This is a genomic window from Streptomyces sp. 35G-GA-8 (genome assembly GCF_023534745.1).
Classification (GTDB): Bacteria; Actinomycetota; Actinomycetes; order Streptomycetales; family Streptomycetaceae; genus Streptomyces.
Genome location: NZ_JAMHJQ010000016.1, coordinates 95,008 through 119,587 on the forward strand (window position 1 = coordinate 95,008; position 24,580 = coordinate 119,587).

Sequence of the window (24,580 nt, forward strand, 5' to 3'; positions counted from 1 at the left end):
CGCACTCAGGCAGCACCCATCGGCCGGAACCCGGAGCGGTCAGCGTTAACCGCACCTCGTGCGGACAGACGGAGAGCCGTCGCCCAGCGTGTTCGTGGTGCGGCTATGGGTTGCGGTTGCGGCTGCCGAATCTTCGGCGCTTGGACGCCTTGCTCCAGCCCGACGTGCCGGATGAACCCGCATCCACCGCAGAAGACGCGCTTCCAGGAGCGGGTCGTTCCGACGGGCGGAGGATCAGGGTCAGTCCCTCGTGGTCCACGGGGTGCCATTTGTGGTCGTGGGTGCGGAAGGTATAGCCCTGCTCGGAGTTGGTGGAGTACGCGAGAAGGGCGCGGCCGTTCCCCGCGTACTGGCGGACCTCGTCCCACAAGGCGTCGCGGATACGTGCGCTGGGGTTGCCGAGAAAAACGCCGGGAGAGATCTCCAGGAGCCAGCGGGTGAGAAAGCCGCGCAGGCCCACAGGACAGTGGGTCAGGACGATGACGGTCACCAGATGACACCGCCCTGTACGAGGGCGTCCTGCCTCGCCTCCTCGTCTCCGTAGTTGCGGCCGGCCGCCACCTCCGCACCCTTGTCGGAGAGGAGTAGGACGCGGTCGCCGCCGTCCGCAAGAGTGGCACCCACAGGTGCGAACAGCGCCTGGATGTCACGTACGCACCGGTCCAGCAGCCCGGTGGTGTTGATCCGGTCGCGAAGCGCCCGGCGCGTGCGGGACCCGATGTCCTCAGGGCCTTCGGCGGCCACGTCGAAGGCGACCGGGATGCCGATGTCTGTCTTGTAGAAGTCGGCGACGTCGAGGACGAAGGACAGTTCGTGGCCCGAGTGGACGAACCCGAGCCCCGGGCTGCACCCCAACGCCGCGACCACCGTCTGCGCGATGCCGTACATGCACTGAGCGGCGGCGGTGACGGCCTGGTTGGGCGGGTCGCCGGAGCCGAAGTCGCCGGGCGTGAACCGCCGACCGCACCAGGCGACTCCAGTACGGGCGGCCTGCTCCGCGTAACAGCGCTTGACCCGGTCGCCCTCGCGCCCCAGAAGTTGGCGCCGGGTGCAGCCCGCGGGCTCCTCGTCTGGGAAGCGCAGCCGGTACATGGCTCTCGCGACATCGAGCCTGGTCCGCTGGTTGGCCCACGCGACCGCTTGCGCCTCGACGAGGCCGGAGGAACGGCTCAGTGCCCGGCCGCCGGCGTAGAACCGAACCCCTTGCTCGCCGACCCACACCACCACGGCTCCGCTCTCACCCAGAACAGCCATGGCCTGGTGCGTGATCCGAGTGCCCGGCCCCAGGAGCAGGGTGCCGATGGTCGCGGAGGGGATGTGGGTGACGCCGTCGGCGTCCTCGGCGGTGATGGCGTTGGCGTCGCGGTGCACGACGCAGCGTTCGAGATAGACGAAGGACAAGCGGTCACCGACACGGGTGAGTTGTCGCGGGCCGGCGGCCGGACGCCTGCCGACGGTGGTCACCGCTACTCCGCCGGGGCGAGCGTCATGAGCCCGCAGCCGTACGCCTTGGCCTTGCCGAGGCCGACGGTGAGGGTGCGGCGCAGCGTGTCCGGGTCGAGGACCCGGAGGCGGCCGTCGTACGTGACGCGCGTCAGCTTCACCTCGTGCGCGCGGCCGTCGGACTGGTCCTTCTTGCCGAACGTGAGGTCGTGACGGTTGTGGACAACGACCTCGCGCCAGACGCCGTCGCGTCCGTCCGGCAGGCGTTCCGGTCGTTCCACGATCGCGAAGCCGGCATCGGTCTGCCGCTTGAGCAGCCAGTCCAGTTGGTGGCGCGGGGTGACATGCGCGGTGCGCTTCGTCGGCTCGGCGGCATGCCGACGGGTACTGTGCACGGGATTTGCAGTGAGCCTGAAGGCCCACGTGTCGTCAGGGGCGAGCCGGGCGAGGAAGGGGGCGTAGGGCGCGGTCTGCCAGCTGCCCGTCGTCGGCCAGCCGGCCTGCTCCACCAGATGCGTGAGGTCGGGCCGGTGCGGGCTGACGATGTAGAGCAGTACGTCGCTCCGCGAGTCCTGGTCCAGCCGCCACAGCACCCGGGGGCCGCCACCCTGGTGATCGACCTTCTCAGCGAAGGACGCCATCACCGCGGCGTGCAGGCTCTGAGGAGCAGTGAGGAGGCGGCGGGCACCCATGCGTGCGGTGTTGAAGCGGAATCGGGTCAGGAACATGGTCGGTCTTTCAGTGGCCGCATCGGATCATGGTTCGACGGTACGAAGGCACGGCGGGAGGTACTCAGCAGATTGGGGACAGTGACGGCACCCGATTCGACGGTGCGCAGGGCGTACCGTCGGTGGCGGGGGTCAAAGCTGAGCGGCTGGTCCCGTACCGCGTCGCCGGGACCATGGCCGACCACCGGATCGGCGATCACTTCGAGTTCGACGCGTCGCTCACGGGTACGACGGCGCTGGACCCAGGGGGATGCCTGCCAGGGTTCTGTACGCAAGGCCCGCCACAGGCCCCTCCGATGGACACCCAGATCGATCGGACGGGAAGGCGGACAGGAACGGCGGCCGAGGTACGGCAGATACACCGGGGCCCGGACCGCCTCGTACAGGGCTTCGATCAGCGCTGACTCCCCCTCGACGGCGGCGACGAAAACCGCGTCGGAGAGGTAGAAGCGTTCGGAGACCGGCATGGGCTTCCCGGTGTCACCATGGCGCGCGGTCTGGTAGTCGCGTACTCGGGTGCCCGGCTGGTCGAGCCGAACGGCGAAGGCGAGAGCCGCCAGATCGGAGACATCGGCGCTGCGATCGCGGCCCAGGGCCGCGGCGAGGAGTCCCAGCACACCGCTCTTGGTGGGTGCGCGTTCCGTCGTACGCCGCGAGAAGCGGGAGGACACCCCCCAGGACTGGAGCGGGCCGGCCAGGCGCAGTGTCAGTACCCTGGTGTGTTCGCTCATGCGGAACGGATCCGTCCCTGTGGCTCCGTACCGGTCAGCCGGGCGGCAACCGCTGTGCCCACCGCGTCGAGCAGCCCGCCCATGGTGACCTCGGTGCCGAGCGCTGCCAGCGGCTCGGTGGCCGCCCCGGCGCGCAGCACCCAGCTCGGGTCGCCTGTGACCTCGTACGCCTTCTCGATGTCGGAGACGTACGCGAGCAGTTGGGCACACGCACCGCGCAGGTGGCCGCCCCCCTGAGGAGCGAGGACAGGCTCCTCGAATGCGGTGACAAAGCTGATCGGCCGGGCCGAGCGGAGGGTGACGACGACCGCTTCGGGAAGGGTGTGGTTGCCGAAAGTGTTGATCTTCCCGGTGGGCATGGAAGACACAAAGCCTTGTACGAAGGCCCTCACCGCCCTGAGTACCGGCTCGTCCAGCGGCTCGTCGGCACGCAGGCCGAGACCCAGGTTCTCCCGGAGCCGGTCCACGTCGAGCGCCGCGTAGCGGTAGAGCGTGGCCGAGTTGAAGTCGACCACGCCGATCATGCCGGCACCGGACTCTTCATCCTTCTCGTTCTGGTCGTCCACCGCCGTGTAATAGTCGGGTTCGTTCTCGACCTGGTGGACACTGATGGCGTGCGCGACCTGGGCTGCGGCGTCGACGCTGAGGTCAGACGAGTCGGCGACCATCCTTCCGAACAGCGCGATGTCCACCGAGTGCCGGGTGTCGGCGATCTCCCGGGCCTTCTGCTTGTTCTCCTTGACCTTCAGATACGCCTTGATGTCATCGGCACCGTCGACCGCGAGCCGGGCCAGGCCGTGGAACTGGCGGGAGCTGAGGAACATCAAGTAGGAGGACTCGGGTGGTGGCTCGGGCTCGCCTCTCTTCTTGGCGCTCTCCGCCTTTCTCCGGGGCACCTCGATCTTCGCCCCTGTCGCGGCGGACAGCGTCTCGGCGGCGAGGGCCAAGGAGACGGAACCTTCGAGCGAGGGCTCTTCGGCAGTGATCCGCTCGGCGAGCAGCTCAGCGACCCGGCGGGTACGGACACCCAGTTCGTCCGGGTCCAGCAGTTTCCCGAACGCCCGGCGGGTGGCCTTCTTCCACGCCTGGCTGGATACCCGGGCTCGGCGCACGCCGCCGTACATGGCGGTCTTCGGGGTTCCGGTGTCGTCGCGGTTGAGGTTGCTCGGCGGCACGGTTTGCAGGACGTGCACGTCGATGATGGTGCGGCTCACGGGGTGTCGTCCTCTGGGGTGGTGGTGTCGGGATCGTCCGGTGTGTTCTGTCCGGCTTCCGCCGTGCTGTTTCCGGCCTCCGCCATGCCCCCGACGGACGGGGGCCGGTGGACCGCGAGGTAGGAGCGGCCCCAGGAGCGACGCACCGACGTAGATCCGCCCGGCTGTTGCCAGGTGTGGAGCTGGTCGGCGAGCAGCGCGTAATCGAGTGGGATCGTGTCGCGGCGGAGCAGGAGAACGAGGTCGCGCAGCCGTCCGGCAAGCACGGCGGGGGTGGCGGCGGTGCCGACGCGGACGAAGCGTTTACGTGTGGGCTCGTCGATCTCGGGACCGGGATGCAACCGGCGTACGGCTGAGCCGAGTTCGGGACCGGGTCTGCGGTGCATGCGGGCGATGCGGTGGGACTGCTGGTGCAGCGACCACAGGGTGACCGCTGCGTACGCCGCCTCCTCGGCCCAGCACATCGCCTCTTCGGCCACCTCGCCACGTTCGTAACGCGCGTACAGCGGTTCGGTGCCGATCAGACCCCACAGATCGGGTGCCTCCCCGGCGGAGCAGCCGATGCCACGCCGCAGCCGGGCCAGGGTGCTTACCGCGTCACTCCGGTCGTCCAGATAGCCACGCTGTAGAGCGTTGATGTGCTGGTGGACGGCAGCGCCGACAGGACCGAGCGGTGCCTGCCGGGGGCCGGTTCCTGGGGCGGAGACGGTTGCGGCGGTAGAAACGGTGGCGGTCATGCCGGGGACTCCACAGAAGCGGGCTGGGCGGGCGTCGAAGGTGGGGGGCCGTCGCTGTCGGTGGTCAGGAGCCGACCGAGCCGGGTGCGGAAGCGTGATTCGGCCGCGGCGTCGTTCAGCCAGCGCGGTCCGCCCCGGGCCTCCACGACGCGGCCCTCCCACGCGGCGAGCCCCGCGTCGTCCAGCAGCCCGGCGCCGAGGTCCCCGACGATGCGGCGCAGGTCCCGTTTCCAGCGGTCGCGCTGTCGATCCGGGTCGGAAGCCGTGCCGAGTTCCCTCAACCAGTGGCGGTACGGGGTGTCGAGGGTGCCGAATCCCAGGTCACGTGCCGCGTTCTTACGCGGCTCGGGATCGGAGCCGGTTGCCAGGGCGAGGTCGGCGGCGAGGTCGCCGAGCACCTGGACAGCCTCTTCCGCATCCTTGAGCCCGTCCAGGGCCCTCTGTCCGTAACGCCGGTCGTCGCGGTGGAGAAGGACCACGGGCATCAGCACCCCGTCGTCCACCACCTCGTCGATCACCGACTGCTGGGTTCCGTATTTCGCGCCGACGACGCGGGTGCGGATCAGGTGCCGATGCGGCAGGAACCCTTCGGTCGCGAGCCGTGCGACCCACTCCACAATTCCGGGCGTGAGACGTTGGGCCCCGTCCTGCCGCATCGCGGTCCCCTGCTCCTGGCCAGCGAGCAGCCCCTTCAGACCGCGCCAGGCCGTCCGCGACGGGTCGTGCTCCTGGGGCAGATACACCAGCGGCTCTCCGCGCTTCTTCTCCTGCGCGGGGCTGCGCCGCCAGCCCGTCATGGGCTCGTATCCCTGCTTGTTGTGCGGTTCGAGGCGGTCGCCGTAGGCCAGCACAACACCGTGAACGCCGTCGGTGTCGTGGTGCAGCCGGATGCGACGGGACTGCCAGGTGTACAGGTCCCTTACACCGTAGGGTCGTTGTGAGAGATCCTTCGCCTCGGCCGGCCCGCAGGGCGCCGCCCGCCAGGCCGGCCGGTCGGCCCTGTCCGTATGCCGACCGGTCATGTCCGCGGCCATGAGGTTGAGCAGCAGCGTCTCGCGGAGAGTGTCCCCCTCGATCAGAATCCCACCAAGATTCCCCGCCCAGGCCAAGCCCTGCGGATAGCCTTTGCCCGCCTTCACCCGAGGATCGTCCACGGCACCCGACTTGATGCCCGACGAATCGAACGCCTGGGTATGGACCAGCCAGCGGGCTGCCTCCGCGAAGCCGAGCCGGTCGACGCCCGGCCTTCTCATGCTGAAGAACGGCTCGCCGTTGGGCACATCGGCCACGAGGCGGTTGAGCGAAGAGATCTCGTCCTTGGCCGTACGCAACTCGGCGACCTGGAAGAAGGGACGTTCCGGATGCAACAGGTCGAACCGCTCGCGGTAGCGGTCCAGATAGTCGGCGACCGGCGCGAACGGTGCTTCCTCCAGCCACAGTTCGCCCCACGCCTCGGTGTCGGCCGGGGTCTGGCCGTCCTCCGGGTCGTCGCCGAGCGCGTCATGGAGGATCGCCAGGAGCAGGCGGATCAGGGCGAAGTCCTGGGTCGGGAGATCCCCGACGAGCCGACGGATGTCGCCGGCCTGGTCGAACAGCTCCAGTAACGACAGCTCACGCTTCTGGCCGTCGGTGAACTGCACCGGTAGCCAGGGGCGGTTGGTCAAGTCGAAGGACGGTGCTTCGCTCCGCCGCACCAGTTCCTCCTTCTTGCTCGGTTCGTCCCGGGTCACCAGAAGTCCTTCGTCCGGGTCGTAGGACAGGTACCACCCCGCCAACGAGGCCCGGCAATCCTCGTCGAGCGCGAGGACCAACTCCCCGGCGAGCCAGTGGCTCTCCTTCTCCTGCCAGGCCGGGATGTAGAGCTCCTCCAGTTCGGCGAGAGCCCGTTCCAATTCGTTGGGGAAGGAGAAGTGGTACGGCAACCGCAGACCGCTCGCGGCGGCCGCACGCGCGGCGCGAGCCGACGGCACCGCGTCGGTCGGCAGGTCGAGACCGCCCCGGCCCTTGTCCAGCCAGGGCAAGGTGCACAGAGTCCCGTCGGCCCGGCGCATCACGACCAGGACCTCCAGACTCTCCCGGCTGTCACGGACCTGTGCCCGTCCGGCCCGACTGTCGTCCGCGTCCCCGACACCGGCGTCGATCCAGCCGATGAGCGGTCGCCCGGCCTTGCGTACCTCGTCCAACCGGAAAACGCGGGCCTTCTGCCGCTGTCCGGCACTGACCTCTTCATGCGCGGCGCGTGCCTGGCCGACAGTCTCTGCCCACTGCGGTGGACAGGGCTCGTCCGCGCCGTAGGCCCGCTGGACGAGCGGGCAGATGTCCTCCGGCAGGCGTACCGGCCGGGCCGGGCCGTCTCCGGTGCCCAAGTACGGGGCCAGGACGGCAAGGGAACGCAGCAAAGGGTAGGCACCGTAGACGGTGCGCGAACCTCGTACGGGTTCGGGAGCAGGCCGCGTCTGCCAGTCGACACCGGTCACCAGGCAGCGAGGCCGCCGCAAGCGTGGCGGACGCTCGCTCTGGTGCTCGCCACGCGGGTGGCGGTGCAGTCGCCCCATCCGCTGGAGCAGCAGGTCCACCGGGCACAGGTCGGTCACCAGCAGATCGAAGTCCACATCCAGCGACTGCTCGGCCACTTGGCTGGCCACCACGATGTGCGCCCCGAACGGTCGTTGCGGGGACGTGCCGTCGTGGTCCGGCGCTCCGAAGCGGGCCAGCAGTGACGCGTCCTTACGGGCTCGGTCGACGTCGATGAAGCGCGCATGCGCCACGGTGACGTGCTCAGCGCCGAACCTCTCCCGTAGTACGGCCGCGGTGTCCGTCACCCGGTCGACGGTGTTGCGGACAACCAAGGCACAGCCCCCGTCGGCCAGTTCCTCGACCAACCGGTCGGCCAGCACGCTCACGTCGTCATCGAGACGCTCCAACTCCACGTCGGTACGACGGCCGGAGGCGGCGGGCGACGCCGTCACGGATACCGCACCGGGGGCCACCGCGGTCAGCAGCGGGTAACCGGATGCGGCTGCCACGTCCGCGGCGTCGGCGCCCGTATACGCCTCCGCCAACTCCCTCCGCCGGGAGGCAGGAAGTGTCGCCGACAGGACGATCACCGGAACGCGATAGGCCCCCAGCCACGACAGCACACGGTCGAGGTAGGTGTTCATGTACGCGTCGTAGGCGTGCACTTCGTCGACGACGACGACCTTGCCGGCCATGGCCAGGTGCCGCAGCGCCAAGTGCCGGCTCTTCAGGCCGGTCATCAGCAACTGGTCGATCGTCCCGACCGCGAATGAGGCGAGCAGCCCCTTCTTGCGGCCTCGCAGCCATTGGTGTGCGACGAGGTCGGCGGACGCGGCCTTCCCTTCGGCGGAGATCAGCCCGGTTGGGGCGGCCCCGGCGGAAGCCACCGGGGCGGCAGGGCGCTCGTCGGCGCCGTACGCGTCCACGGCGGCGATGGTGCGGTGGCTTTCCCGCATCAGAAGGGCGTAGTCCTCCTGGAGCGCCGCCTTGGCGTGGGCCAGCAGTACCGACCGCTCGCCGCTGGCCGAGGGCGCGTCCGGCGCGGGCGGTACGAACCCCGGAAGCCGGTCGAGCCAGTCCAACAGCCGCGGGAACATGGCGTTGCTGGTCGCCATGGTGGGCAGCGCGACGTAGCATCCACCCGCACCTGAGCGAGCAGCGAACACCTCTGCCACCGCGAGCGCCGCTTCGGTCTTCCCCTCCCCCATGGGCGCCTCGATGACGAGCATTCCCGGCCGTGTCATATCGCGGGCCATCGCAACGGCCTGTTCTTGTACGGGCCTCACTGACGCGCCGGGGGGAAGCGCGAAGCGCGAACCGAACAACTCGTCAACGTGTTCAGGTGGTTCGACCGGCGCCCAGGGAGCCGGGAGCCTCAGACCTTCCCATGCCGCAGCCACCCGTTCGGCATCACTACGGGAGTGCTCTTCGGGAAAGTAAGGAAAAAGGTCAGGATTGCTGGCGATCCAGTCACACACGATCACCACGGCGGTGAGCAACACCTGAACTGTCTGCGGCAGCTTCACTTTCTGCCAGTCGCCGAGCCGATCGTCCACCTGGAACACTTCCGCGCACGCGTCCAGCAGCTCGTTCTGCACGCGCGCCCAGACGGCCTCCGCCGGGCCGGGAGTCCGCAACAACTCCGGGTGAGCGTCGAGGTTGTGGATCTGCATGTGATCCGGCGGGACACCGTGGTGGCCTCCTGCCATCACGGAGAACTGGGCCGAGGCCCGGCGGGTCCATCCATGCCGCTCCTCAAGCCATTCTTGGAGCAGTATCTGGCCGGCAAGCCCGTGCGGAGCCATCCGTCGATCGTCACCGAATTGTTTCTGGGTACGCATCCCGAAACCGGCGGACGCCATCACCTGTGCCAGCTCCTCCACTTGGCAGGCGAAAGCCGGCGTGCACTTTCCGATGTCGTGTGTTCCCGCCAGCCACACGGCCAGACGCCGCCCGTCGTCCTCTCCCCCGGGAAGGACCTCCGCCACCATTCCCTTCACATTGCGCGGCAACCAGTGCTCCCACAACAGCCCGGCAACGGCAGCGCTGTCAGCCATGTGCCGCCACAAGGGCAGCCACTTCCCCGTGGTCCGATCGTGCTTGGCCCACACGGTCCGGGCAGCAGCCGTCAACCGGCCACCGAGACTTGCGGGCTGAGCCCTGTCGTTACGCACGGCGGTCATTTAACAGGGCGCCGCGTGGAGCGTGCGCTACGTTCGGCGAATCGATCAGGATCGGTCAAATATAGGCAGACTCAACGGAACGCGGACAGCGCGACAGCGCACGACGAGACGGCCATCAAGGATGCGTCCGCTCTCCCGATAGACCCAAGTACCCGCCAACAGGTTTGGATCGATTACGGTTGACCCAAGATCTGCTCCCCGCCGATGCGGGGAAATTGGCTGGAGCCATGAGCGCACGAGAACCGCGTGCGAACGGTGGCCCGGTTATACCGGCGGGAATATTCAGGATCCGGAGCAAACCGGATGTACCCGCTAGAAATTTACGTTCCACTCTTATTATCCGCCTGCTCCCCGCGCCTGCGGGGATTAGCATCACGCTCACCGGCAGAGCGAGGTAATCCCCGCACCAAACCATCCGGGAATCACAAGCGGCAACGCCAGGATTCAATAGCCAGCAACGCTAGAAATAAGCGTTCAGACATCTCACCCACGGCGCGGCGATAGCGCACGCTCACGATTCATGGGTAGCGTCCGCCATGGCCCAAACGTCAGGCCGGGTTGTGCCATGCCAGTACGCAGGTCATCGATAATGCGACTTAAATGTTTGGCGGAGAAAATGACCGTTGGAGTTGTTGCGCCCGTCTCGCAGCTCTGCCCGGCAATCGTCATTTACCTGCTCGGCTGGTGGTGCAATCCGTCGAGCGTCAGAGCCGGGGTCCGGAGAGTCCGTGCTGCCATGGCGCCCTCGCTCACGTCGCACCCGTGCACGAACCCGGACATCTCGCGGGTCCGGCCGGTCACCAGTCCTGCGGATCCCCAGCGCCAAATCCACGGCTTGCCTGTGTGCGCCTGTCTTTGGAAGCCCGCCAATCGCCAGGGAAGCGTTCGCCTCACCTAGGAAAAACCTCTGGTTTCCGCTCAACCAGGAACGGCACCCCACGCGACTCCACCGGCTCGGAATCTGACAAGTTAGGCCCATCCTCCGCAAGCGCGGGAGAGCAGACACCAGCCTTGCCGGGCGCCCCCGTCCTCGGCGGGTCCATCCCCGCGGGCGCGGGGAGCAGCGGGTCTCGTGAGCCCAGGCGACCGCGTCGGCGGGTCCATCCCCGCAGGCGCGGGGAGCAGCCGTACGAGGGCCTGGAGAAGATCTGGGAGCTGGGTCCATCCCCGCGGGCGCGGGGAGCAGTCGCCCTTGCCGTCGCCAGGCCAGCGCAGGCCGGGTCCATCCCCGCAGGCGCGGGGAGCAGCCCTCATCGCCGCCGGAGCCATCGCCGTACCCGGGTCCATCCCCGCAGGCGCGGGGAGCAGTCCGGGGTTGGTGCGCTGGGCAGATGACGGGTGGGTCCATCCCCGCAGGCGCGGGGAGCAGCGTCACCGTCGCCGCCCTGCGCATCTGACCCCGGGTCCATCCCCGCAGGCGCGGGGAGCAGCTCAGATTGGACTCGCCCTCCTCTGCCGGGACGGGTCCATCCCCGCAGGCGCGGGGAGCAGCCGTTCCCGTTCATCCAGGCTGACGCGGTCGCGGGTCCATCCCCGCAGGCGCGGGGAGCAGGTACGGGACCAGGCCAAACGGGCGAGGGAGGAGGGTCCATCCCCGCAGGCGCGGGGAGCAGGTCACGTCCGACTTCCCCACCCCCCCACGGTTGGGTCCATCCCCGCAGGCGCGGGGAGCAGCGCCAGCTGCTCGCCGACCAGCGCCACGGCGAGGGTCCATCCCCGCAGGCGCGGGGAGCAGCCGCCGCCGGAGCCGACGGACAGCGCCCATGAGGGTCCATCCCCGCAGGCGCGGGGAGCAGTGGGCTGGTGCTTCGGCGTGGTGGCGACCGGTGGGTCCATCCCCGCAGGCGCGGGGAGCAGGTCGGGGCGGTCGTGTAGACCTGTCCGGACGCGGGTCCATCCCCGCAGGCGCGGGGAGCAGCCGGAGTCACGGCCGCCCGCCGTGTCGATGGCGGGTCCATCCCCGCAGGCGCGGGGAGCAGTGGCGAGTGCTCGCTGCTGTTGCGGAGCCGGAGGGTCCATCCCCGCAGGCGCGGGGAGCAGGCGGTGACGTCGGCGAGCATCCAGTGGTGGACGGGTCCATCCCCGCAGGCGCGGGGAGCAGCAGCACGGCTGCCAGCCCTCCTTGACGGCCTTGGGTCCATCCCCGCAGGCGCGGGGAGCAGATCACCTGCCGGGCCTGGTCGACGCCGCTGAAGGGTCCATCCCCGCAGGCGCGGGGAGCAGTTGCGGATGGGTGTTGGGGTGTTGTGGTGGCTGGGTCCATCCCCGCAGGCGCGGGGAGCAGTCCGGTACGTACGGGTCCGAGCCGCGCAACGTGGGTCCATCCCCGCAGGCGCGGGGAGCAGATGCAACGAGAAGACGCCGAAGAGCTGATGGCGGGTCCATCCCCGCAGGCGCGGGGAGCAGAGCTCGAACGACCAGCTGGGCGGGGACGAGGCAGGTCCATCCCCGCAGGCGCGGGGAGCAGTCCATGATCGTGGGCATGTCGACACCCAGCTCAGGTCCATCCCCGCAGGCGCGGGGAGCAGAAAACGAACCTCGTGCACGTGATCCTCGCCGGGGGTCCATCCCCGCAGGCGCGGGGAGCAGATCCCGGGACTGTGCGCCGCTGCTGAGATCGTGGGTCCATCCCCGCAGGCGCGGGGAGCAGGCCACCACCAGGTCTTCCGCGGCCGATGCGTTGGGTCCATCCCCGCAGGCGCGGGGAGCAGCCGTAGCGGCTGATCAGTCCCGGCAGACTGATGGGTCCATCCCCGCAGGCGCGGGGAGCAGCGTCCTGAGGGATTCCAGCGTGTTCTTCGACTGGGTCCATCCCCGCAGGCGCGGGGAGCAGGTCGCTCACGTGCTGATCTCCTCTCAGTTCTCGGGTCCATCCCCGCAGGCGCGGGGAGCAGCCCGTCCGAGCACACCCCCGATCCCCTGCCCCGGGTCCATCCCCGCAGGCGCGGGGAGCAGCACTTCGAGCGGCCGGGCGCGGTCGATCAGTCGGGTCCATCCCCGCAGGCGCGGGGAGCAGTGTGCGTGACCAGCAGGTTTCCTAGCGAGCAAGGCCGCTTTGAACCAACTGCAACGAGAGCGACAAATAGGGTAAATCGGCCAACTAGTTGCGCACGGCTCTCCAGCGAACAGGTTACGGCCGCCCACAGACCGCCACCAGCCTCCCGCCCAAGAGCCCGGAAACGTCGTGCGGGCCGAGCCTGGTCGAGGGAAGATGTCGAACCCCGACACCCTCCCTCCACTGCACCACTTCCGCACCACTCACAGCGGCATCCTGTGGTCAGCCACGGCCAGGCAAGACATCGACGATTCAGCCGCCGCCGGACATAAGTCCCGCCTGACCAGCAGGGGAACCACAAAGGCACCCGTGATGCCCAAGCTCAGAGCGCGAGTTCGATTCTCGCCACCCGCTCCATGACGAGGGCCCAAGTCAGCGACTTGGGCCTCCTTTGTTGTCTAGACCATTTTCCGGCCGCGTGCCATTCGCGTGCCATAGCGACCCCTCCGACCAGGCCGAACGTTGCTCTCGGACCTCCTCAAGCGGCGCCTGACACCCCGTCGTCTCATTTAATGAGACGCACTTTGGGTGACCTGCGTCATAAGAGTTGGATCGGGCTGGGCTGTGCGGGAGCGAATCCGCTGCGGAGCGAATGCTGTTGTCGTCCTCACTCTGCGGTAGGAGGCGGCAGTCCTTCGGACTACCGCCGCCGAGCGGCCTGTGCGGCGGGCCCCGGTGGGCGTGGCACGAGAGGGTGAGTGGTCGCGCCGCTGCCGCTCTGGTGGGGTCGGCTCTGTCTGGCGGCGGACGTCGTGGTCGATGTCGGCGGCGAGCCGGCGCTGATGCTCCTTGGTGGAGTGCTGGTAGATGAGCTGTGCCTTCTCGGAGGACTGGCCCGCGCGGACCATGAGGTCCTTCAGCTTGGCCTCCGTGTCGGCGGCGAGGGTGTTGCCGGTGTGCCGCAGATCGTAGAAGCGGAAGCCATCGGGCAGGCCCGCCTGGTCCCGGGCTCTTCGCCACTTGCGCCCGAAGGTCGTACCGCGCAGCGCCGCGCCCTTCTCTCCGACGAACACCAGCCCGTCGCCTCCTGGCTCGGCGAACCATTCCAGGTGACGGCGGAGGTCTTCGTACAGGAAGGCGGGCAGGACGATCTCCCGTTTGCCGGCGCGGGACTTGGGGTCGCCGATGACGCGGTGTCCGGTGTTCAGCGCGGGCGCGGCACGGCGCACCCAGAGGGAGCCCGCGTCGAGGTCAATGTCCCCTCGGCGGAGTTCGGCGAGTTCCTCAGGGCGCATCGAGGCGAACGCTCCGAGGAGGACCATCAGCCGCCAGCGCAGTCCGATGACATCGGCGACAGCGAAGACCTGGGCCACCGTCGCGACGGGACGTTCATCCGCTTCTTCGTGTCCCGCGCCGCGGATACGGCACGGGTTCTTGCGGATCATGTCATCGTCGACCGCGGTCTCCATAACGGCTTTCAGCAGCCGGTACGACTTGACGACCGCGGTCCCGCCCGTGGACCGCAGCCGCTCCGCGCGCCACGGCTACCTCTCATCCGCGACACTGCCCCTCAAAGGGAGAGACGCTCCACGACGATGCTGAGCAACACCACAATCAGGCTGCTGACTGTCGACACCAGGATCGCCCCGGACAGCGAGTCAGGGTCTCGCCATCCCTGTTGGAATCCATGGCGCTGGTGCGTGAGAGTGCCGGACCTCGCTGCACCAAACCAGAAGCTCCGGCGCGGGCCCTGCGCTCTGTTCCTCCTCCTCTTGACAGGCCACAGGACCGTGCGCAGGCGACGGTTGGAAACGAACGGCTTTCGGCGGGCAGTCACGGCAGTACTCCTCACATCGGCCTAAAACCGCCGGACGAGGGCCTGGCGGTAAAGCCATGAACGCGCCTCCGGAAGGTTTCCGGCGAGCTGCTCTTGCGCCGAACCCAGCGGGATACCGTGGCCAGACAAATATTTCCGGATTTCCGGGGCGCCTAAGCCCCGGAAGGTGCGAGGTGTACGGGATGGGTACAGGGGCGGCAACCCGCTTCTGGTCAGAGTTGCGAACCCTGCGTGAGGCCGCCGGCTGCACGCACGATCAGCTGATAAGGATGCCGTCCACCGGCCCTGCTCCCGGAATGTCCACCCTGAATGACTGGCTGACTGGCTGACTGGCAAGACGGTGCCGAGCAGACGGTTCCAACCCTTCTTCGGATCCCTGGTCACCTTCCTTCAGCGGGAGGCGGTCGATCGTGGCCGTCGAACCGGGCCTGAACCGGACTGGCACCAGTTACTCATCGCTGCGCGACAGGACCGCAACGCTCAGCGGGGCGGCCGCCCGTCAGCCCCCCGAAGCCCTGAGCAGCCAAACCACGTCACGCTGCCCGCCCGCCCGCTCATCTTCGCGGCCCGGCACGAGGAACTGCGCCGGACCATGTCGTGGATGGCGTCCGCACACGACTCCGCAACGAACAACGCCCCAGTGCTACCGATCGTAGGAATGCCCGGAGTGGGAAAGACCACCCTGGCCCTGCAGGCCGCGCGCCTGGCACACGACAGGGGCTGGTTTCCCGGCGGCATCATCTATCTTGACGTGCACGGCTACAGTCACGAACCTCCCCTCAAGCCTCAAGTCGTGGCAGAGCGTGTGCTCCGAGCTGTCGGAGTTCGCAACAAGGATCTGCCGCCGATCGGAGAGGGACGGTCGGCCCTATGGCACGCAAGTCTGGAGCGCTTGTCAGACTCGCAGCGCCCGCTACTGGTCGTGTTTGACAATGTGAACGCGACAGCCCAGATTGCAGACCTGTTGCCGTCCGGCCCGCACCGTGTGCTCGTCACATCACGCCGGAAACTCTCCGACCTGCCTTTCGGGAACATACGTCTAGATCCTCTGACTCAGAGCGAGGGTCTCGACTTGCTGGCCCGAGCGCTGCAGTCGCCGGGCATCGACACTCCGGTACCTGAGAACGACCAGCGGCTCGTCGAGCAGGCCGAGGATGCTGGTCGCCTCGTCGACCTGTGTGGGGGTCTCCCGCTGGCCCTGGTGGTCCTGGCTGCGTTGCTACGGGACGAGCGGGAACGACCGCTTCGCGACCAAGTTGCCGATCTGGCGGCAGCCCACAGTCGGCTGGACGTCCTGACGTACGACGACGTAGACAGCTCGGGAAGGCCGCTGGTAGTGCGCGCGGTCCTGGATCTGTCCTACCAGCACTTGACACAGAATCAAGCTCGCGCACTCCACCTGCTGGGTTGTAGTCCCGGAACGGACGTGGCGACCGCAGCGGCCGCTGCCCTGATCGGCGAGAGCACGGCGGTGTCCCGTCGACTGCTGGTGGGCCTGGCCCGCATCCACCTCCTGAAGCAGGGTCCCCAAGACCGCTGGTCCATGCACGACTTGGTCCGGCTGCACGCCTTGGAACACGGCATCCTCGCTCAGACACGGGACAACGAGCGGAACAAGGCCAGACTGCGGCTCTACAAGCACGTCGGGCGACAAGGAGACCGCCGAACGCGCGCACGCCCGGTCCGTTTGGCTTTTCGAACAGTTTGGTCGCTATTACGAAGCAGCCGGACCGATCATGCATCTCGGCCGAATCCACCTGGCCAGCGGTCGGCCGGAGAAGGCCGTCAACCACTTTTCTCAGGCTGGCGGCCTATTCGCTCTATACGGCGACCCTCACGCCGAAGCCCTCGCGCTAGGAAACATGGGCGGCCCCCTGATTCTCTTGGGTAGGTACCGCAAGGCACTCGATGTCTGCCAGGAGGCCCTGCACCTCGCCGACGGAGATGACGGTCGATATCACCGCGGCATCGCACTGGCGAACATGGGCGGGGCCTACATGGGTCTCGGGCTGATGGACACCGCACTGAGTTGCTACAGCGAAGGAGCGCAGCTCTTCCAGCAGCTCGGAGACCATCAGAACCTGGTCACCACGTTGGCCAACATGAGTTCGATCCTCACTCAGCAGGGGGAATTTACCAGGGCGCGAGAAATGCAACAGCGGGCCGAGTCGTCTCTGCGACGCTTGAATCGGACATCCTGAGCCTCTGCACAGCGATTCTGTGCAGCACCCGTATTTTCTGGTCGCAGTGAGCCCGGTATCTGTCTGCGCTGTCTGGCTCATTTCCTGTTTGCTGGCCCTCACCAGCCCTTTTGCTCACAGATGCCTAGTTCCGGCGACGTTGCGCACCACCCAGGAGCCTTTCCGCTCCGGACTGTAGCCAACGCGAGAGGGGTGCGCTGGCGGACTGGCGAGATAACCGTTCACCTGGGCCATCACGTCGCGTCAGCGCAGTAGGCGCCTGCGTGGTGGCGTGCGAGGTGGAGCCGTTCTCGGACAAGGTCGCCCGACTCTCGGCGGAAGCGGTCGGCCCAGCGTAGAACTCTTTGAGGATAGGCACGGGTGAAGAGGTCTCGCGTACGGGGCGACGCCGGGCGTGTGTAGAGGGCTGATGGGAAGGCGACGGGTGCTGTCGGACGAGGCATGGCGTGAGCTGCTTGGGCAGGGAGCCATCCGCACTTTTCGCGAGCGCAGCGTGATGCTGAGACAGGGCTCCGCGGGCACGCACCTGCTCGCCCTCACCGACGGTCTGGCCAAGGTCGTGTGCCGGGAGCCGGGCGGGGTCGTAACCTGGCTGGCCTTCCGGGGGCCGGGTGACCTGTTGGGTGAGGTGTCCGTCTTCAATGGCACCCCACGTACGGCGGAAGTGGTGTCGCTCACCCCCTGCACGGCTGTCGTGCTGGAAGCGGAGAGGTTCCGCCGGTTCGTCGAACGGCGCGGTCTCGTCATGGACTTGATGCGCCAGGCCCTCTCCCGGCTGCGCGAATCCGACGCACACCGCACCGAGCTGCTGACCCTGCCGGTGGTCGTGCGGCTGGCACGGGCGCTCCTGCGGCTGGTCGAACTCACCGCGCCCGGAGCCGAGTCCGACGTCGTACGGCTGACCGGTCTGAGCCAGGAGGAGATCGCCCAGGCGATCGGCGTAACCCGCAACGCCGCCATCACAGGACTGCAACGGCTACGGGAGTCAGGCGCCGTCGAGACGGCCCGCCGGGCGATCGTCATCAAGGACATGAAGGTGCTGCGCGACTGGGCGACGACCGCACCGTGAACTACGACAGCGACGGTCTTCTCTCCTCCTCCGCTGAATGAGCGCTGCCCGCCCGCGGGCGGGCTTCCCCGCCTGAGTACGCCGCCGTTGTGACGTGGGACACCCGCGAAGCGCCCTCTCCTGTGCAGTCGGACGGACGGATCCGGAAGAACCTCGAAGCAGCCGGCCAACGGCTTCGTCCCCGCCCCGCTTCCACGAGGAGATCCCGCATGTCCACGTCCGTTCCCGCCCCGTACTCCGAGAGCCGAGCGCTGCCTCCCTACCGCGGTCTGTTCGCCGTCGACGCCAAGGACTTCACGGGTCTGCCCGCCGTGCAGCACGGTCCGGTGAGCCAGTTGATCCCCGAACTGGTGGACCAGGCACTGGAGCAGGCCGGGCTACACGAGCTGCGCGACTCGAAGCGGTTCCCGGCCAACACCGGTGACGGCGTGGTGTTCGGTTTCGACCCGGCGTTGCTGCCCTTCGTCCTCTGGCCGTTCCTGGGCGTGCTGGACGACATCCTCGGCGCGTACAACAGGCAGAGTGTGGGTCCCCGCATCCGGCTCCGGGCCAGTGTCCACGTAGGACCGCTGCCGGACGCGGACAATCCCGGCGACGGCAACGGCACGGCCCGCAACGACACCCACCGACTGCTGGACTCCCGTCCGGTCAAAGCCATCATGGCGGCGGCGAGTGAAGAGGTCACCCACCTGGCGGCGGTCATCTCCCAGCGCGTTTACGAGGATGTCGTACTCGGCGCGTACACCGGACTGCATCCGGATCGCTGTGTGGAGGTGCCGGCCACCGTTGAGGGGAAGAACTTCGCGCAGCGGGCCTGGCTCTACGTCCCGTCGCCGTCCGGAAACCTCGTACAGGCCGGTGTACGACCGCGCGAGGAATCCGCGGCGCAGGGCAGCGAATCCGTCGATCGTGAACCCGTCCAGGCCACGGGGCCCGGCGCGCGGTACAGCGGCAACAAACAGCACGTGGGCGAGGGCGCCGCCGTGATGGGCAGCGTGGGAAGGGACGTCACGTACCGGGGCGGCTCCACCTCGTACCGCGGCACCAACCAGCACTGGGGCAGCGGCGACAACGTGACGGGTGACAAGCAGGTCGGCGGAGCCGGAGGCGACCGGTGAGCGCTGAGGCCGGTGCGGATGGGGGCTCGAGCGGTTCGGAGGCCGACGAACGATCGGACGCCGGGGACTCCTACCGGGACAACCAACAGCGGCTGGGTCAAGGCGCACAAGTCATGGGCCCGGTAGGCGGCAACGTCACAGTGATCAACGGAGCACCGCTCGACGAGACCGTCGCGGACCTGATCGTCCCCCCACGACTGCGCGAAGGTCCCTATCCCGCAGCCGATGTCCGCGCCCGACTGCGGGCGTTCGTCGAACCACCCACCTTCAGACAGTGCCGCAAGGTGCTGGACAGCCACATTCTGGTGCTGAGGGCGGGCAGTGGCACCGGTGCGAGCACAGCGGCGTTCGCCTTGCTCGCGGAGCGGTACGGAACCGGCGGCATCACCGGTATCGACTCCCCCGACGACCTCTCGCGCTGGCGCCCGGCCGAAAGGCGCGGATACCTGCTGCAGGGGCTGTCACCCGCCGCTGCCACATCTCTCGGCGAGGTCGTGCTCACCGGATTGGCCGAGTTGCTGCGCCTGTCGGGTGCCCATCTGGTCGTCACCGTTCGTTCGGAGACGACGCTCCCTGTCGACACGGTGCCCTGGCAGGTCGAGCACCTCCAGCCGCCGGCGTTCGAGGTGGCCTCAAAGCGCCTGAAGACCACGCCGAACGCGGGCGAACTCACCACCGAGCAGAGTACCGAAGCGCTGGGACGCCTCGGCGCCGCCGACTTCGCCGACTATCTGCGCGCCCATCCGCTGCCACAGGACGGTGTCGACGTGGCGGAGGGACTGCGCGACCTCGTCGTATTCGGAAAGCCCGCCGCATCCGTACTCGACGATCTGCGGGCCGGCAGCATCACGGCGGCCCGGAAAGCGCTGGCGGAAGCGGGCGACCGGGCCGACAGTCTCGCCCTGATGGCGGCGATCTCGCTGCTCTCCGAACAGGACCGTACGGTCCTTGAGAAGTTCAGCGCGGTTCTGCGCCCCCACATCGAGGAACGCGGGGGCCCGGCGCCTGACGCGGCCGGGCAGCCTGAGCCTGTCGATACGCGGAGACCGGCCACGGCGAGGCCCCGAACGGGACGCAACCTTCTCGGGCCGTCCTTCGAGGAGCGGCTGGAAGCCGTCGGCGCACACCAACTGCCGCTCCGCTTCGGATCCGCGCAGCGCTATCCGGTCCAGCCGGTCGCGTTCTCCGGCCGGCACAGGTCGGAGGCCCTGCTGCGCTGTCTGTGGCTCGACTACGAAGGCATGGCGGACCTGATGTGGCGGGCCTTGGGCGAGGTTGCCCACCACTCCGGCATCGAACTGGCTGCGGGCCAGGCGATCGGGAAGGTACTGGCCCACGCGACCGGCCCGGACACTCTGCGCCAGCTGCATCCCTTCGCCGTCTCGGACAGACGCTGGCGGCGCCGACTGGTGGCATACGCACTCGGCGAGATGGTCCAGTACCCCGCTCTCACCAGCGCGGTACGGGAACAGTTACGGCAATGGAGCCGATCCACCCCCATCGCCCTGCGCTGCACCGTGGCGGAGACCTGCGCGGGCAGCTACGGCCTGGCCCGGCCCGCCGCCGCCCTGAAACTGCTGGACTCCGTACTCAACGGCCCGGAAACGAAGTTGGAGGACAGCCTGCGTGCCGCAGTGTCCTTCGCTCTGAGCACCCTTCTGTCCGAGGACGCCAACCACCCCCTCGTCCTCGACCGTCTACGTGAGTGGCAAGGAGCCGCTCCGGGCACACAACACCACGCCCTGGCGGTTCACATCGTCGAATGTGTCAGCTCTTCGACCTTCCCCCGGCCGGGAGCACCGGGCGAACGGCGTGTGCGTCTCGCCGACCTGCTCGCGGACCACCCCGAGCGGGCCTTCGATCTGGTGGTCACAGCCTTGAACGACCCCGCCACCCACGAAGCGATGGCGAAGGGGCTGTCCCTGATCGAGAGCGAGCCGGTCCAACGGCGTCGGACCGCCTTCCCGGACTTCCTCACCGCACTCTCCGGTACGGCCCGAACCAACCGCGGCGTCCTGCGATTCGTCCTACGCCGCCATCGCGTACGTACGGCCTCCTCAGCAGAAGGGTTCGCCTCATGACCAGTCCGCTCATCGCACCTCTGACATCCTCGCCGGTCTGGCAGTTGCTCCGCCTCCGCTTCAGTGCCCCGGAGAACCGGGCCCTGGTGTTCCTCGCGGACGGCGGCACCGATGGAATGGTGCCGCCCCGTGGCGGCGACTACTGGGGCTACCCTCGGCCGACATTGCGCGCGGTCCGTCAGGAAGACTATTTCGACATCGTGTGGGTCTCGCTCACGGAACGGCGGATCTCGGTCGACATCCCGCGCCGGCCCCCGAAACCCCCTGCCCGCTACGGGGTCGCCTGGCGGATCAGCAACCCGGTCGTCGCGGCGAGGGCCCGGATCACGGAGGAACGGGCACGGCACCTGGTGGTCGGCCACATCAGTGAGAACGCCACCCTGCCCGGCGCCGCCGCCCCGCTACGGCAGCCGCCACCTCACTTCGGCATGACCGAGGTCGAACCGCCCGGCCAGCCCCGCGTGATCGACGGCTTCGGCCTCACGTACTGGTTCCTGGATCCACCGGCCGCACTCCTGCCCATCCCCGGCACTGGTGCGGAACCCGCCCTCCCGTCGGGCTTCGGAGAGGCCCACCGTGAGGCGTACCGCTTCTACCGGGAAGTGATCGCGGGCGGCCCCGTCGGCCTGGCCGCCCTCTGGCTCCTGAACCAGCCGGAACAGGCAAAGGACGTGCTCGACTGGACGGTGAACCACCGCAACCTCCTGTCCGGCACGGACAGTTGGGAACACACCCTCGCAGCGACGCTCCAGTCGCTGACACCGGAGGACCGGGGCTTCGTCGGAGTCAACCTGGCGCGTGTCCTCAGCGACATCGGGGTCCCACAGGGCGACGAGATTCTGCACCGGCTCGGCCACGCCGCGGGGGCCGGGGACTGGAACGGATCGTACGACAATCCACGGTAACCCCGGCTGCGTTCTGCCCGTCGAGTGCCGGACGAGGACGAAGGGAACCGCGCGCAGTTGCTCGACGTATCAACGGGCTTTGCTCTGCCTCCGCCTACGCTCGATCAGACAACCCTGTCCACGCGCGAGAGGCTGCCGAGATGGACGACGAGGATGGCCTGTCCCCTGAAGTGCGACGCAGGATCGAAGAAGCTCAAGCCAGGATGACGGAGGAGCTTTTCGAGGAAACGCTCCACGCCGAGATCAACTTCGAGCCCGACGATCTGGGCACGTTGCTGGATCTCGTGGCGATCGGCATCACCAACAGCACGTGGCGCAATAGCTGCGTCGAGAACTGGCATGCCGAAGGGCGGCTGTCCGACGGAGACATGATGCGGATCAACAGCCACACCACGGATGCCATCCGCCGGCGGCTGGCCAGGTGGACCACCGAGATCGGAATCACCTCAGCCAGTGGCATCGCACTAGCTGAGGTCGACATGGAAGAAGTGGACACCTTCGCCATCCGCCTCTTCCGGTGGACGACAAACCCCAAGCGCAAGCTCACCACTGGCATCACGCTCGGTGAACTGGCACGTACTGCGGAAGACCTCAGAGAGTACGAGGACCACGCAGATCTGAGTCTTGGCGGATTCGCCGGGCAAATGGAAGACCGGGGAATCCGATTCGGCCTGCTCCACACGGCGTGCCATGGCGCTCTCGCCTGCTCGCGTTGGTGGAAACACCCTGCCTGGCCGGCTCTTGTCGAGCGTTACGTCTCCGTCCTCGATAACCCGACTGACCCTCACTGGGGCCCCCGCGGTGAATGGCGCACAAAGCTTGGCGCCGAGCCGCATTCCGTACAGGACCGCGGCGGACTGCGAGCCACGTTGTTGAAGGCCCCGTGGAAGCTGGATGACAGCGCTGCCACCTGGGTCACGGACTCCGGGATCGGGTACCTGTCCCACTCGTGAGGAGCGCCGTGCTCGACAACATCCGCCAAGTGATCGTGCGCACACGGCCAACGCCGGGCTGAGAACTCGACTCTTCCGCTCCCAGGAGAGGTGCTGGTTGAGCCAGACATGGGACGAAGACCATCCCCGATCGAAGCAGACAGGACCATCGGAAGATGCGATACACACAACAATCGCCGAGAGACTGTCTGGGGCGACTGGCGAACAGCCAGTCACAGGGATGCGATCCTTCGCGCGAGTACACCGCTTCGTGGCCCTGAACGGACGTCCCTCGTCGTACCGGCCGAGGTCGCCCGAGCCGTCTTCGTATCCGTCCGTTCACAGGCTCGTAAACCCAAGTAATACCTGGCCAGAGCCCTGTGGTGCTCCGGAACGCCGTGGATTCCCAAGCTCAGAGCGCGAGTTCGATTCTCGTCACCCGCTCCACGACAAAGGCCCAAGTCAGCGACTTGGGCCTCCTTTGTTGTCTTCTGCCTGGGCGCGGGCCGGATCGGCCCCGTGCAAGCGGTTCAGTGTCGTCGGCTCAGCAGGTTCAGCGTGTTGGTTGCGTCGTCGACGAAGTAGACCCGGTCGGGGTTCTCGGCGACCGCGAGCCCGAACAGCGCGCCCGCTCCCGGCGGTGTACCGCTGTTGTCGAGCGTGCGCACCGCCACCTGTGCGCCGCCCGGGGTGGTCTCGACGATGTTGCCGTCACCGGCGTTGACGGTGAGGATGTGGCCGTTCGGAGCGATTGCCAACCCGAGCGGGCCGTTGAGGTGCCGGTCGGTGGTGACCACTCGGCCGGTACCGGCGCTGGTGTCCCGCTTCACCGCGTCCGGGATCGCGGTGATGCGGTTGTCCTCGGTGTCCGCCACGTAGAGCGTCCCATCCCGCAGGCCGACACCCGTCGGCCCGATCACGAGGGCCGCCGGGTCGGTCTTCTGCGCGAAACCCGAGCCGATCACGGTCGTGGCCACACGGGTCGGCGGCCGGTCGTCGTGGCGCTGCAGGGTGATCCGCAGCACGGTGCCCCGCCGCACGACGTCGCCGCCGCCGGCGACCGTACCGTTGAGCACGTTGGTGACGAACAGATCGGTCTTGTCGCCGTGGCTTGTCGCGGTCATGTCCCAGGGACCGTTGATCCCCTTGCCGCTGAGGGTCTCGCGGACCTTGCCATGCTTGTCCAGCACGATCAGGCACCCGGCCTTCGCCGTGGCGGACGTGCCATCGGCCGTGGGCAGGCTCCCCACCACCACCCAGCCGCCCGGCAGGATGGACAGTGCGGTCGTCAGCCCCACGCCTCCCGGGCACGGTCCCGGCAGCTTGCTCGGGTCGATCTGAGCGAACAGTCTGGTCTCGCCCTCGGGACTGATCTGCACGAGCGTGGTCCCCGTGCCCTGCTCGTTCGCGGCGTTGTTGAAATTGCTGACCAGCACGTCGCCGCGGCGCAGATCACCGGCGTCCTTCTTGACCAGGGCGGTGCCGTACGGGTTGAGGTCACCGTTGGCCGGAACCGTCGACGCGACGGTGGAGACGGTGTGCAGCGGCCCGAGGAACGGCTCCCCGTCCCCGCCCACCGGCGCGGCGGATGCCGTCTGGCCCACCGTCACAATCGCTGTCAGTGCGGTGATGGCCACCGCCGCGAGACGCGAACCGAAATCAAGCCTCATCAGAGTCCTACCTCCTCAGCGTCGTGGGGCCGTCCGGCGGCCTCATCGACGGTCACAGAGAGTTGCCGGTCATCACATAAACGAACCCCGTGGCGCATTGCACGTCAAAGAGAGCCGGATGTGTGACCCGGGCCGCTGATCGAGGCAGACCGCTGGTGCGCCGGAGTGGCGGCCGAATGGCCGTGACGAGACTGTCTGCGGGGTGGAGGGGCGTGGGGT

Annotated in this window: 15 protein-coding genes, 2 pseudogenes and 1 CRISPR repeat array; of the genes and pseudogenes, 7 read left to right on the forward strand and 10 right to left on the reverse strand. The window is 68.1% G+C overall.

Features of this window, described 5'->3' with window-relative positions; genetic code table 11:
* Nucleotides 1-103: 103 nt before the first annotated feature.
* The 8 genes and pseudogenes from cas2e to M1203_RS31295 form a co-directional block, all read right to left on the reverse strand.
* Nucleotides 104-490 carry a type I-E CRISPR-associated endoribonuclease Cas2e gene (gene cas2e / locus M1203_RS31260; protein ID WP_066955287.1) on the reverse strand — a complete coding sequence of 129 codons (387 nt, stop codon included), beginning with the start codon at nt 488-490 and terminating at the stop codon, nt 104-106.
* Nucleotides 487-1,464: a type I-E CRISPR-associated endonuclease Cas1e gene (gene cas1e / locus M1203_RS31265; protein WP_249953193.1), complete on the reverse strand. Its 978-nt coding sequence runs from the start codon at nt 1,462-1,464 to the stop codon at nt 487-489. Before cas1e ends, cas2e begins: the two co-directional genes overlap by 4 nt.
* Before the next feature lie 2 nt (nt 1,465-1,466).
* Entirely contained in the window at nt 1,467-2,171 is a 705-nt protein-coding gene (gene cas6e, locus M1203_RS31270) for a type I-E CRISPR-associated protein Cas6/Cse3/CasE (RefSeq protein ID WP_249953194.1), read from the reverse strand.
* Entirely contained in the window at nt 2,162-2,902 is a 741-nt protein-coding gene (gene cas5e / locus M1203_RS31275; protein WP_249953195.1) for a type I-E CRISPR-associated protein Cas5/CasD, read from the reverse strand. The genes cas6e and cas5e overlap by 10 nt, the downstream gene beginning before the upstream one ends.
* Nucleotides 2,899-4,116, reverse strand: a complete 1,218-nt coding sequence (gene cas7e, locus M1203_RS31280; RefSeq protein ID WP_249953196.1) for a type I-E CRISPR-associated protein Cas7/Cse4/CasC — start codon at nt 4,114-4,116, stop codon at nt 2,899-2,901. The genes cas5e and cas7e overlap by 4 nt, the downstream gene beginning before the upstream one ends.
* The gene (casB, locus tag M1203_RS31285; protein WP_249953197.1) at nt 4,113-4,853 is read right to left on the reverse strand and encodes a type I-E CRISPR-associated protein Cse2/CasB; all 741 of its coding nucleotides are present in this window, start codon (nt 4,851-4,853) and stop codon (nt 4,113-4,115) included. The genes cas7e and casB overlap by 4 nt, the downstream gene beginning before the upstream one ends.
* Nucleotides 4,850-9,427 (reverse strand): type I-E CRISPR-associated protein Cse1/CasA, encoded by a 4,578-nt coding sequence (gene casA / locus M1203_RS31290; RefSeq protein WP_249953198.1) that lies wholly within the window; start codon nt 9,425-9,427, stop codon nt 4,850-4,852. The genes casB and casA overlap by 4 nt, the downstream gene beginning before the upstream one ends.
* Nucleotides 9,428-10,525: 1,098 nt before the next feature.
* Nucleotides 10,526-12,569: a CRISPR direct-repeat array (repeat unit 29 nt; unit sequence GGGTCCATCCCCGCAGGCGCGGGGAGCAG).
* Between the two features lie 758 nt (nt 12,570-13,327).
* A pseudogene (locus tag M1203_RS31295) lies at nt 13,328-14,089 on the reverse strand (tyrosine-type recombinase/integrase); the annotation flags it as partial.
* 954 nt (nt 14,090-15,043) lie between these two features.
* On the opposite strand from M1203_RS31295, the pseudogene M1203_RS39330 reads away from it, so the two are divergent.
* Nucleotides 15,044-15,556, forward strand: a pseudogene (locus M1203_RS39330) (regulator); the annotation flags it as partial.
* 48 nt (nt 15,557-15,604) lie between these two features.
* Here M1203_RS39330 and M1203_RS31300 read toward each other — a convergent pair.
* The gene (locus tag M1203_RS31300; protein WP_249953199.1) at nt 15,605-15,754 is read right to left on the reverse strand and encodes a hypothetical protein; all 150 of its coding nucleotides are present in this window, start codon (nt 15,752-15,754) and stop codon (nt 15,605-15,607) included.
* Between the two features lie 367 nt (nt 15,755-16,121).
* Between M1203_RS31300 and M1203_RS31305 the strand changes: the two genes are divergently transcribed.
* The 6 genes from M1203_RS31305 to M1203_RS31330 all read left to right on the forward strand — a co-directional run bounded on the left by M1203_RS31305 (nt 16,122) and on the right by M1203_RS31330 (nt 22,712).
* Nucleotides 16,122-16,586 (forward strand): tetratricopeptide repeat protein, encoded by a 465-nt coding sequence (locus M1203_RS31305; RefSeq protein WP_249953200.1) that lies wholly within the window; start codon nt 16,122-16,124, stop codon nt 16,584-16,586.
* Between the two features lie 409 nt (nt 16,587-16,995).
* Nucleotides 16,996-17,655 carry a Crp/Fnr family transcriptional regulator gene (locus M1203_RS31310; RefSeq protein ID WP_249953201.1) on the forward strand — a complete coding sequence of 220 codons (660 nt, stop codon included), beginning with the start codon at nt 16,996-16,998 and terminating at the stop codon, nt 17,653-17,655.
* A 209-nt stretch (nt 17,656-17,864) separates the two neighbouring features.
* Complete coding sequence (locus M1203_RS31315) at nt 17,865-18,773, forward strand: hypothetical protein (protein ID WP_249953202.1); 909 nt, start codon at nt 17,865-17,867, stop codon at nt 18,771-18,773.
* Nucleotides 18,774-18,886: 113 nt separating this feature from the next.
* Entirely contained in the window at nt 18,887-20,854 is a 1,968-nt protein-coding gene (locus M1203_RS31320; protein WP_249953203.1) for a hypothetical protein, read from the forward strand.
* Entirely contained in the window at nt 20,851-21,759 is a 909-nt protein-coding gene (locus M1203_RS31325) for a hypothetical protein (protein WP_249953204.1), read from the forward strand. Before M1203_RS31320 ends, M1203_RS31325 begins: the two co-directional genes overlap by 4 nt.
* 140 nt (nt 21,760-21,899) lie before the next feature.
* A complete protein-coding gene (locus tag M1203_RS31330; protein ID WP_249953205.1) occupies nt 21,900-22,712 on the forward strand; it encodes a hypothetical protein in 813 nt (270 codons plus the stop codon).
* Nucleotides 22,713-23,221: 509 nt separating this feature from the next.
* Here the strand turns inward: M1203_RS31330 and M1203_RS31335 are convergent.
* Entirely contained in the window at nt 23,222-24,361 is a 1,140-nt protein-coding gene (locus tag M1203_RS31335; RefSeq protein WP_249953206.1) for a hypothetical protein, read from the reverse strand.
* Nucleotides 24,362-24,580 lie beyond the last annotated feature (219 nt).